Consider the following 10,452-nt stretch of genomic DNA (forward strand, 5'->3'; position numbering starts at 1 on the left):
GCCACAAGTCCCATCCGTGGGAGCATCAATGCATGACGGTGGTACTCGGCCCCGATGACGCTATCGACCCGGGATGGGCCATGGCCGGCTCCATGACGGAGGTGTCCGATCTCGTCCGGGCCGGTCGTACGGTCGTCGTGACGCTCCCGGAGGAACCCACGGAGGCGGTCGCCGCGGCCGCCGTTTTCGCCTGGGCCGGGGCTCGGGTGTTCCGCACGGCCCCGGGGACGGCCCGGGACGTACGGCTCGCGGTGGAGATGACCGAGTCCCTGGCCGGCCGGCGGCCCCCCGCCCTAACTCGGCGTGGCCTCGCCTAGCTCCTCCGGGCTGGGACGCAGCTCGCGCCCCGGCCGCTCCAGGAGGTCGAACGCCTCCTGGACGTCGGCCGTCCAGGAGATGGCGTCGAAGACCCCCGGCCGGGTGAACCCCTGGTCGTACATGCCCGCAACCAGGTCGCGCAGCGGGTCGTAGAGGCCCCAGGGGTCGAGGATGACCAGCGGCTTCTCGTGCATGCCGAGCACGCGGGAGGTCCAGATCTCGAAGAGTTCCTCAAGCGTGCCGATGCCGCCAGGAAGGACCAGGAAGGCGTCCGACCTGGCGTCCATCAGGCCCTTGCGCTGGCGCATGTCGTCGGTGACGATCAGCTCGTCCGAGTCGGTGTCGGCGATCTCGATGTCCACGAGCACCTGCGGGATCACGCCGATGGTGTGTCCGCCGGCGCGGCGCGTCGCCCGCGCCACGGCGCCCATGCAGGAGACGACCGCTCCCCCGCTGACCAGGCCGTGGCCGCGCTTGCCGATCTCGGTGCCGACCTCGGTCGCGAGGTCGATGTATTTGGGATCGATCTTCAGGCTGGAGGAACAGAACACGCAGATGAACATCGCTCAACCTTAGAAGCTCGGTTACTGGGTGTCCGCGACCGAGTGGCGGCGGGTGGTCTCGTCTCTGCGTGCCGTACCCGCCTGCTGCCGGTCGGCCGCCGCGATGATCTCCACGGCCTCGTCCGGGTCGTCGGTGAGCCGGATCAGGTCCACATCCTGGGAGGAGACCTTGCCCGACGCGAGGAGCGAGGTGCGGATCCAGTCGATCAGCGGCGTCCAGAACTCGACGCCCATGAGGATCACGGGGAACGAGGTGACCTTGCGGGTCTGGACCAGGGTCAACGCCTCGAAGAGCTCGTCGAGGGTGCCGAACCCGCCGGGCAGCGTGACGAAGCCCGAGGAGTACTTGACGAACATCGTCTTGCGAACGAAGAAGTACCGGAATTCCACGCCGAGATCGACGTATTCGTTCATGCTCTGCTCGTGGGGGAGCTCGATGCCGAGGCCGACCGACACCCCGCCGCTTTCCAGCGCGCCCTTGTTGGCCGCCTCCATCACGCCGGGGCCGCCCCCGGTGATGACGGCGAAACCGGCCTCGGCGAGCGATCGTCCGAGCCGCATGCCCAGCTCGTACTCCTTGGAATCACGGCCGGTTCGGGAGGAGCCGAAGACGGTCACGGCGGGCGGCAGCTCGGCGAGCGCGCCGAATCCTTCGACGAACTCCGACTGGATGCGGAGCACTCTCCAGGGGTCCATGTGGAGCCAGTCGGTCGGCCCTCTGCGATCGAGAAGCCGCTGGTCATGAGTGGACTCGGGAACCATGCTGCCGCGGAGGACGGAGGGGCCCTGGCGGCGTTCCCTGCGGATAGTAGTCATGCCGATCACGCTAGTGCAGGAGTCAAAACAATCTTGAAAAATCGCGGAACCGGGATTCAACCGCCCCACGTCTAACAGGCGAGGGTGCTGCTCGGGATGAAAGTGGCTTTCCCCGCCAAATGGCCGGCGAGGAAAGCCACTTTCTTCATTTCCACCCAGATCGGGAACCACCTCCCGGGCCTGCGGAAATCGTTCCTCGGCCCCGGATCAGGTATCAGGTATCAGGTATCAGGTCAGCCAGGCGGTCATCCGTCGTTCGCATTCGAAGATCTTGGACAGCTCGGCGTGCTCATCCCGCCGGTGCGCCAGGTTCGGGTCGCCCGGGCCGTAGTTGACCGCCGGGATGCCCAGCTCGGAGAAGCGGGCGACGTCGGTCCAGCCGTACTTGGCCCTGGGGACGCCCCCGACGGCCTCGGCGAAGCGGGCGGCCACCGGATGGGTCAGCCCCGGGCGGGCCGCGGGCGCCGCGTCGGTGAACCGCACCTCGAAGCCGTCGAACACCTCGCGGACGTGGTCCTGCGCCTGCTCGACGGAAAGATCGGGCGCGAACCGGTAGTTGACCGTGACCACGCACTCGTCGGGGATCACGTTGCCCGCCACGCCGCCGTGGATCCCGACCGCGTTGAGGCCCTCGCGGTACTCCAGCCCCTCCACGACCGGCCGCCGCGGCTCGTACGCGTTGAGCCGGTCGAGGATCGGCGCGGCGGCGTGAATGGCGTTGACCCCCTTCCAGGACCGGGCACTGTGCGAGCGCACGCCGCGGGTCACGATCTCGGCCCGGAGGGTGCCCTGGCAGCCGCCCTCGATCAACCCGTGCGTGGGCTCCATGAGGACGGCGAAGTCGCCGACCAGCCAGTCGGGGTGATTGCGGGTCAGCCGGAGCAGGCCGCTGCGCTCGGCCTCGATCTCCTCGCAGTCGTAGAACACGAACGTCAGGTCGCGGTTGGGCGCCTCGATGAGGCACAGCTTGAGCATGACCGCGATCGCGCTCTTCATGTCCGAGGTGCCGCAGCCGTGGATCAGGTCGCCCTCCACCCGGGCGGGCACGTTGTCCGCCACCGGCACCGTGTCCACGTGCCCGGCGATCACCACCCGTTCGGTGCGCCCGAGCGCCGTACGCACGACGAGGGCCTCGCCGTCCCGGTCCACGGACAGGTGCCGCAAGGGGCGCAGCACCTCCTCGATCGCGTCGACGATCGCCTTCTCGTCACCGCTGACTGACTCGATGTCCACCAGTCTCGCCGTCAGCGCGCCCACGTCTGTGCTCAGATCCAGGTCCAACCGCATGGTCGCGAGCCTATCCCTCAGAGCACGCGCACCTTTCCGGTGACGGGCGCCTCCTCCGAGGCCACCCAGCCGTCGTGACCGGCCTCCGCCGTCCACACCACATCGCCGTAGCGGACCTCGCGCAGGCCGTACCTCTGGGCGTGGGCGACGTACCACGCGGCGATCTGCCAGGACCGCCCGGCCGCCGAGTCGTCGCCCAGCTCGCGGAGCAACTGCTTGCGCGCCACCTGCGGGCGGAACGTGACCGGCTTCTCCGGCGGCGGGTACCAGCAGTGGACGGCCTTCGGAACGCGGCCGGAGAACGCGCCGGCCAGGATCCGCGCCTGCGGCTCGTGCTGCGCGTACGCCGAGCCGTCCGCGGACCGCTGCACCTCCTGCGCGGCCTCGTGCAGCGGCATCTTGTGGTAGCCGTTGACCTTCTCCAGCGCGACGAAGAACTTCCTGGTCGCGTACACGGGGTCCTGAAGCTGCTTGGAGGTGCCCCAGCCCTGCGAGGGCCGCTGCTGGAAGACGCCCACCGAGTCGCGGTCGCCGTAGGGCAGGTTCGTGAGCTTGGACTCCTGGATCGCGGTCACGTACGCGATCTGCAAAGCGCGCTCGGGCAGCCCGCGGCGCGTGGCGACGGCGGCGATCGTAGCCGCGATCTCCGACTGCTCGATGTCCAGCTCAAGGCTGCCCTCGGACGTCTTGATCTTGCAGTGCTCGCCGAGCGCGAACGGCTTGGCGCGCTCCAACAGGTAGTACGCCCCGAAGAAGATCCCCGCCCCGATGACGACGACGATGGCCACGATGGCCAGCACCGTGCGTGAGACACGCCCGGTCACGTGGCGAACCTCACGAACGCCGCTCCACGCGGATCGATCCCGGCGGCAGAGGATGCGCGTAGGAGGCCGCCCAGCCGCCGCCCTGCGGACGCCGGAAGGCGAGCAGCCGCCCGTCGTTCCCGTGGTAGAGGACGTAGTCCAGCAGCCCGCGGTCGGGCATCCCGGTGGTGCCCTCGGCGCGGAACGCGACCGTGCCGCGCCTGACGGGCGAGAACTCGGCGCCGTCCATCGTGAGGGTGCTCTTGGCCGGGACCATGCCCTCGGTCGGCACGGTGGTCCACAGCAGCACCTCCAGATGGCCGGCTTCGCCGGCACCCTGTTCCCTGAGTTCCTCGACCGACAGCCACTGATAGTGCCGGTTGCCGTCGTCGAGGAGGTACTCGGTGCGCCGCTCGCCCTGGCGGGCCAGATGGAGCGCTCCGACGGTGTGGAAGCGGACACCCGCGCAGTGGACCGTGTCGCCCACCTTGATCGTGCGGGGGTCGAAGTACTCGGGCCCGGCATCCGGCTTCGCGGCGCCCTGTTTCGCGGCCCCCTGCTTCGCGGCTTCCGCGGACGGCACCCGGGAGCGGCCGGAGCGCACCGCGGCGAGGACGGCGCCCAGCACGACGACGAGCGTCGCGACGCTCAAGGAGAGCACCACCGCTGCCGTCATGCCGGGCGATCCTACTGGAGGCGGAGCACAGCCGCATTTACCCGCTCATCGGTGGCGGTCACGGCGATACGGACATGGCGCGCGCCTGCCTCGCCGTAGAAGTCGCCGGGCGCGACCAGGATGCCGCGCGCGGCCAGGGCGTCGACCTGCTCCCAGCAGCCGGCGCCGTTGGTGGCCCAGAGGTAGAGCCCGGCCGTGGAGTGCTCGACCCGCCATCCGGCGCGTTCGAGCGCGGGGCGGAGCACGGCGCGGCGGCGGGCGTACCTCTCCCGCTGCTCGTCGGCGTGCGCGTCGTCGTCGAGCACGGCCGCCATGGCGGCCTGCACGGGAGCGGGCATGATCATGCCGGCGTGCTTGCGCACCTCCAGCAGCCGCCGCACCAGCGCCGGGTCACCGGCCACGAAACCGGCGCGGTAACCGGCCAGGTTGGAACGCTTCGACATCGAGTGGACCGCGAGCAGGCCCTCGTGCGAGCCGCCGCAGACGTCGGGATGGAGGATCGAGACCGGCCGCTCCTCCCAGCCGAGCTCCAGGTAGCACTCGTCGGAGGCGACCACGGCCCCGCGCTCGCGCGCCCAGGAGACGACCTTGCGCAGGTGCTCCGCCGGGAGCACCCGGCCGGTGGGGTTCGACGGGGAGTTCACCCAGACGAGCGGGACGCGCTCCGGCCCCACCGCCAGCAGCCCGTCCGTGGCGTACGGCGTGGCTCCGGCCAGCCGCGCCCCGACGTCGTACGTGGGGTAGGCCAGCTCGGGGAAGAGCACGCGCTCGCCGGGCCGTACGCCGAGGAGGGTGGGCAGCCAGGCCACCAGTTCCTTGGTCCCGATCGTGGGCAGGATGTCCGCCGCGTCGACACGGACGCCGTGCCTGCGTGCCAACCATCCCGCGGCCGCCTCGCGCAGCCGGGGAGTGCCGTACGTCAGCGGGTAGCCGGGACTGTCGGCGGCCTCGGCGAGCGCCTTCTGCGCGACCAGGGGGACCGGATCGACCGGAGTGCCGACCGAGAGGTCGACGATCCCGTCAGGGTGCGCCCCCGCCCTCTCCTTGTAGGCCGTGAGCCGATCCCACGGGAAGTCCGGCAACGAGATCAAAATGGCCCCCTAGTCATCATGAACCCGCCCATCGAGCCTGAGTGCTCAATGGGCGGAGTTCCCGCTGGTCAGTGGTCTTCGCCCTGCGGCGGGAGCGCGGCGACGACGGAGTGGTCCCTCTCGATCTTGCCGACCTTGGACGCGCCGCCCGGGGAGCCGAGCTCTTCGAAGAACTCCACGTTGGCCTTGTAGAAGTCCTTCCACTGCTCGGGAAGATCATCTTCGTAGAAGATCGCCTCGACGGGGCAGACCGGCTCACAGGCTCCGCAGTCCACGCACTCGTCGGGGTGGATGTAGAGCATCCGGTTGCCCTCGTAGATGCAATCGACGGGGCACTCCTCGATGCACGCCTTGTCCAGGACGTCCACGCAAGGCTGCGCGATGACGTACGTCACCTTCGGGCTCCTTCTGAGTTGGCACGATTCGACCGCGGGTTGTTCAGACCTAGTATTGCGTTGCCTGCCCACAGGCCGAAACGGGAGGGGGACAATCGCCGTGACCCTTCGTCAAGGAGCCCGTCTCATCATCGCGATTACCCCCGCCGACGCGGGGAAACGGGTGACCACGCGACGCACGGTGCCCGGCGGCTTCCGCGACGCCGTCGGCGTGTTGGAGTCGTGGAGCGAGGGCGTGCTGGCCGTACGCAAGCGAGACGGGACGCTCGTGGAGATCGCGGAGGAGAGCCTGGTCGCGGCGCGTGTGGTGCCGGTCAGGTAAATGCCCGTGATCGCTCGGTAAATCCCGCGCGTGCCTCCTCGACCGCCGGGAGCGCCACGTAGAGTATTCGGCGAGTGACCAAACGTACCAGTGTCGCCGTGATCCTCCTCCTTTCGGCCGCGGCCGCCTGCTCGGCCCCCGCAGAGGAGAAGCCCCAGCAGCTCCCGCCCGCGAACGTGCGCGCCGACGGCCTGAGCGGCTTCGGCGGCATGGACGGCCTGGTCGCCGCGGCCCGCAAAGAGGGCGAGCTCACCGTCATCGGCCTGCCGCACACCTGGGTCAACTACGGCCACCTCATCGAGCGGTTCTCCGAGGAATACGGCATCAAGGTGACCGAGCTGCGCCCCGACGCGAGCAGCCAGCAGCAGATCAACGCGGCGACGGGCAAGAACCCGCCCGACGTGTTCGACCTCAACCTCGACGTGGCGGTGGCCAACGCCGAGAAGTTCGCGCCGTACAAGGTGAGCGGCTGGCCGGACGTCCCCGACGAGCTCAAGGACGGCAAGGGCCTCTGGTACGCCACCTACGGCGGCTACATGTCCATCGGCTACGACCCGCGCAAGATGCCCGTGCCGCCGTCGTACGCGGCGCTGAACAGGAAGGGTGTCACGGTGGCGCTGCCGGGCGATCCGCTGCGCACCGCCTCCGCGTTCAACGGCGTCATGGCGACCTCGCTCAAGAGGGGGAAGACGGACGCGGCCCGCGGACTCGCCTTCTTCTCCGGGCTCAAGAAGGCGGGCGCGCTCACGGCACCCGAGCAGGCCACGGCGGTGGTCGACTGGGACTACCTCAACATGGCGCGCTCCGCCGCCACGACGCAGGGCGGCAAGCCGACCTGGCTGGTGACGATCCCCCGCGACGAGGTGCTCGCCTCCTACTATGTGCAGGCGATCAACAAGAAGGCGCAACATCCGGCCGCCGCCCGCCTGTGGGAGGAATTCCTGCTCTCCGACGACGGCCAGAATCTATTCCTCAACGGGTACGCCCGTCCGGTCCGGATGGAGGCCATGGAGATGCGCGGCACGATCGACCGGGTAACGGCGGCCAAGCTGCCCAGGGCCGTCGGGACGCCGGTGTACCTCACGATTCCGCAGCAGGACGAGGCGAAGTCCTACCTGCAGAAGTACTGGTCCCGGCAAATCGGCTAATAGCGGTCGCGAGTTCGGCGAAGCCGTAAAGTGTTGCCCACACGAGAATGCGAGCCGATCTTGCGATATGAAACCCCCAGTCTCACGCGGTGGAACGCTCGCGCCTACGACAGTTCCTTCGGCTACGTATCGGCCCAGGGAGTGCCGCTGGTGGAGCTCCTCGACCCGCAGCCGGATGAGCGCGTCCTCGATCTCGGCTGCGGCACCGGCGTGCTCACCGCGGAGATCGCCAAGCGAGGCGCGCAGGTCCTGGGCATCGACGGCTCCGCTGCCATGATCGAGACCGCGATCGCCCAGTACCCGGGCCTCGACTTCACCGTCGGATACGGTGACGACTTCACCGTGGCCCAGCCGTACGACGCGGTGTTCTCGAACGCGGCGCTGCACTGGATGAGCCGCGACCCCGACGCCGTGATCTCGTGCGTGCGGATGGCCCTGCGGCCCGGCGGCAGGTTCGTCGCCGAGCTGGGCGGCGCGGGCAACTGCGCCACGCTGACGTCCGCGATGCGCACCGCCTGGCGCGAGCACGGGCTGCGCGAGCCGGGGCTGCCGTGGTACTTCCCCACCCCGGCCGAGTACGCCGTCCGGCTGGAGAAGGGCGGCTTCACGGTGCGGATCCTGGAGTACGTCGACCGCCCCACCCCGCTGGACGAGTGTCCCGGCGGCGCGGCCGACTGGGTGCGGATGTTCGCCGGGTCGCTGCTCGACGGGGTGCCGCCCGCGCTCGTGGAGCCCCTCCTACGCAGGGTGAACGAGCTCGCGGCCCCGGCACTGAGGCGGGAGTCCGGGTGGGTGGCCGACTACGTGCGACTCCGTTTCGCCGCCGTTCGTCGCTGACGAAACTCCCGATGTCGTAGGGGATTTGTCAGACTATGGTCTGGCTGTACAGACTGATGGGAAAGCGATGAACTTCTGCCTGAGTGACCTTGTGCCACCGCTGCGCTGGAGTGACGCTGCCCGCATCGGAACGCTGACCGCGCCCTCCCGTTCGGTGGACGACCTGCCGCCGGACGCCCAGCCGAGCGCCGCCGAGGGTGCGTTGCCGGAGGCGTGGTGGCGCAGCCTGCCTGTCTCCCGCGTGCTCGCCGTGCTCGGCCCCGAGGCCCTGGGCGAACTGGTCACGGAACTCGCCCTGGAGCAGTGGCCCGCGGCGGCCGTCGGCGACGTGCTGCCCGCCCTGCACGTGCTCGACCCGAACGACGCGGACGACCCGCAGGTCGCCATCGCCCTGGATCGTGCCGGGTCCTGGCCGGGCCTGCTCTCGCTGTCCGCCCGCGAACTGTGCGACCAGGCGTTCATCAAGGCCCGCCCCGTCCTGACCGCGCTTTTCACCGCCGTGTTCGCCCGCCTCGCCGGGACGCGGAGGCCGCCTGTCGTACGCGCCGCCGGGCAGGGCCTCCCGGCCGAAGCCGCGGCCCAGAGCCCGGTCCAGGCCGCGCCGGCCCTCGCGGAAGCTTCGGAGGACGTCCCGGAGGCCGCGCCGGCTCTGGCCGAGGCGTCGGAGAGCCGGTCCGAGACGTCGGAGGACCTGTCCGAGGTCGCTCCGGCCCTCGTGGAGAGCGTCCCCGACGCCGCGCCGGCTCTGCCGGAGCTCCTGGAGGCCCTCCCCGGCGATCCCGCCGAAAAGGCGTCCGAAGAGGCGTCCGAGGGGGCCGCTCACCTGGAGGGCGCCGCCCCGGCGGAAGAGCCCGCGTCCGCCGCCGCCGTACCCGCTCCCGGCGAGTCCGACGCCACCGAGGACGCTGAGGACGCCGAGGGCGCTGAGGGCGCTGAGGGCGTCGAGAGCGCTGCCGCCTCGGCCGACGACGGCGAGGACGCCGCTTCGCAGGAGAACATCACCGCTCCGGCCGAGGACATCGCCGCTTCGCCGGAGGGCCCGGCCGACCCGCCGGAGGAGAGCCCGGCCGCGGCCGATGCCACCCCCGACGCCGTCGACAGCGGGGCGTCGGACGACTCCGCGGACGCTCGCGAGGCTGGTCCCGGGGACTCCCCCGCCCAGCCCGAGGCCGGGTCCGATGCCGCGGAGGGCGCCGAGGCGTCCGCCGCCGCCGAAGCCACCGAAGACGACGTTGACGATGCCGCCGACGCCGCCGACGCCGCGAACGCGACGGCGGCCCCGGACGGCCCGGAGGAACTCGACGGCGCAGAGTCCGACAGCGCCGGATCCGACAGCGCAGAGTCCGCCCCGGAGAACGTGGAAGTCCCGGACGGCGGGGAAGACCCCGCCGCGGTGTCCGAAAGCTCCGCCGAAAGCGCCCCCGACGGCGGCGCGGAGACGGACGGCGGCGCGGAGACGGACGGCGGCGCGGAGACGGACGGCGGCGCGGAGACGGACGGCGGCGCGGAGACGGACGGCGGCGCGGAGACGGACGGCGGCGCGGAGACGGACGGGGGCGCGGCCGCCGACGCCGAGAGCGGCCCCGCCGAGGAGCCCGACTTCCCCGCCCTGCTCGACTCCGTGTTCGCCGGCCTGGACGACCAGTCGTGGATGGTCGCGCAGAACCGGGTCTTCGCCGAGATCCCCACGGCGGCCGAGGAGCTGGCCAAGCTGTTCGCCATCCCCGTGGCGGCCATCGGCGAAATCGAGGAGTCGCTGCGCGCGCGGCTGGCGGAGTGGCTCGCCGGGCCCGAGGCGATGGCGTACGGCGAGCACGTGAAGCGGGTCGTGGAGACGCTGGGCGTGGCCGCGCCGAAGTCCCGGCTGATCGACGCCGCCCCCTGGCATCGCGCCGACCTGCCCTCGCTCGACGTGCCCGCGTGGCAGTTCGTGCTGACCACACTGCCCGAGCACCGCGTCTCCGGGAACTGGCTCGTGGTCGGCGAGCTGAGTGAGCTGCACGAGAAGACGCGCGCCCTCATCCTGGGCGCCGAGCGGCCGCCGACCGTCGCCCGCGCGCTGGAGCTGGTCGCCTCGCTGGGGATTCACCCCGAGGTCGCCAAGGAGTGGCTGGAGCACGTGCCGCAGCTCCGTATGCAGAGCGGCAACACGTCCCGTCCGGCCCCCGCGCCCGCGCAGCCGCCGGCCCCCGCGCC

At 70.9% G+C, this 10,452-nt stretch carries 11 protein-coding genes and 1 pseudogene; 5 read left to right on the top strand and 7 right to left on the bottom strand.

Annotated features, from left to right (window positions below; all coding sequences use genetic code 11):
- Positions 1 to 32 precede the first annotated feature (32 nt).
- Complete coding sequence (locus AWQ71_RS35265; RefSeq protein WP_067142173.1) at positions 33 to 317, top strand: hypothetical protein; 285 nt, start codon at positions 33 to 35, stop codon at positions 315 to 317.
- Here the strand turns inward: AWQ71_RS35265 and AWQ71_RS35270 are convergent.
- The 7 genes from AWQ71_RS35270 to fdxA all read right to left on the bottom strand — a co-directional run bounded on the left by AWQ71_RS35270 (position 294) and on the right by fdxA (position 5,949).
- Positions 294 to 881, bottom strand: coding sequence for an LOG family protein (locus tag AWQ71_RS35270; RefSeq protein WP_067142176.1), 588 nt, complete (start codon positions 879 to 881; stop codon positions 294 to 296). The two genes, AWQ71_RS35265 and AWQ71_RS35270, sit on opposite strands and share 24 nt — an antisense overlap.
- 21 nt (positions 882 to 902) lie before the next feature.
- Positions 903 to 1,697 (bottom strand): LOG family protein, encoded by a 795-nt coding sequence (locus AWQ71_RS35275; protein WP_067142239.1) that lies wholly within the window; start codon positions 1,695 to 1,697, stop codon positions 903 to 905.
- 228 nt (positions 1,698 to 1,925) lie between these two features.
- Positions 1,926 to 2,984, bottom strand: coding sequence for a succinyl-diaminopimelate desuccinylase (gene dapE / locus AWQ71_RS35280; RefSeq protein WP_067142179.1), 1,059 nt, complete (start codon positions 2,982 to 2,984; stop codon positions 1,926 to 1,928).
- Between the two features lie 17 nt (positions 2,985 to 3,001).
- Positions 3,002 to 3,808 carry a hypothetical protein gene (locus AWQ71_RS35285; protein WP_245658805.1) on the bottom strand — a complete coding sequence of 269 codons (807 nt, stop codon included), beginning with the start codon at positions 3,806 to 3,808 and terminating at the stop codon, positions 3,002 to 3,004.
- Positions 3,809 to 3,818: 10 nt separating this feature from the next.
- A complete protein-coding gene (locus AWQ71_RS35290; RefSeq protein ID WP_067142182.1) occupies positions 3,819 to 4,463 on the bottom strand; it encodes a DUF4178 domain-containing protein in 645 nt (214 codons plus the stop codon).
- An 11-nt stretch (positions 4,464 to 4,474) separates the two neighbouring features.
- Complete coding sequence (gene dapC, locus AWQ71_RS35295) at positions 4,475 to 5,554, bottom strand: succinyldiaminopimelate transaminase (protein ID WP_067142185.1); 1,080 nt, start codon at positions 5,552 to 5,554, stop codon at positions 4,475 to 4,477.
- Between the two features lie 68 nt (positions 5,555 to 5,622).
- On the bottom strand, positions 5,623 to 5,949 hold the full coding sequence (gene fdxA / locus AWQ71_RS35300; protein WP_067142189.1) for a ferredoxin: 327 nt from the start codon (positions 5,947 to 5,949) through the stop codon (positions 5,623 to 5,625).
- A 163-nt stretch (positions 5,950 to 6,112) separates the two neighbouring features.
- On the opposite strand from fdxA, the gene AWQ71_RS35305 reads away from it, so the two are divergent.
- The 4 genes and pseudogenes from AWQ71_RS35305 to AWQ71_RS35320 all read left to right on the top strand — a co-directional run.
- Complete coding sequence (locus AWQ71_RS35305) at positions 6,113 to 6,271, top strand: hypothetical protein (RefSeq protein WP_369407234.1); 159 nt, start codon at positions 6,113 to 6,115, stop codon at positions 6,269 to 6,271.
- Between the two features lie 74 nt (positions 6,272 to 6,345).
- Positions 6,346 to 7,419 carry an ABC transporter substrate-binding protein gene (locus AWQ71_RS35310; protein ID WP_084259653.1) on the top strand — a complete coding sequence of 358 codons (1,074 nt, stop codon included), beginning with the start codon at positions 6,346 to 6,348 and terminating at the stop codon, positions 7,417 to 7,419.
- Between the two features lie 150 nt (positions 7,420 to 7,569).
- Complete coding sequence (locus tag AWQ71_RS35315; RefSeq protein WP_245658806.1) at positions 7,570 to 8,256, top strand: class I SAM-dependent methyltransferase; 687 nt, start codon at positions 7,570 to 7,572, stop codon at positions 8,254 to 8,256.
- A 67-nt stretch (positions 8,257 to 8,323) separates the two neighbouring features.
- Positions 8,324 to 10,452: pseudogene (locus AWQ71_RS35320) on the top strand (hypothetical protein); the annotation flags it as partial.

The sequence above is a fragment of the Microtetraspora malaysiensis genome, assembly GCF_001528665.1.
GTDB classification, from domain to species: Bacteria; Actinomycetota; Actinomycetes; order Streptosporangiales; family Streptosporangiaceae; genus Microtetraspora_A; species Microtetraspora_A malaysiensis.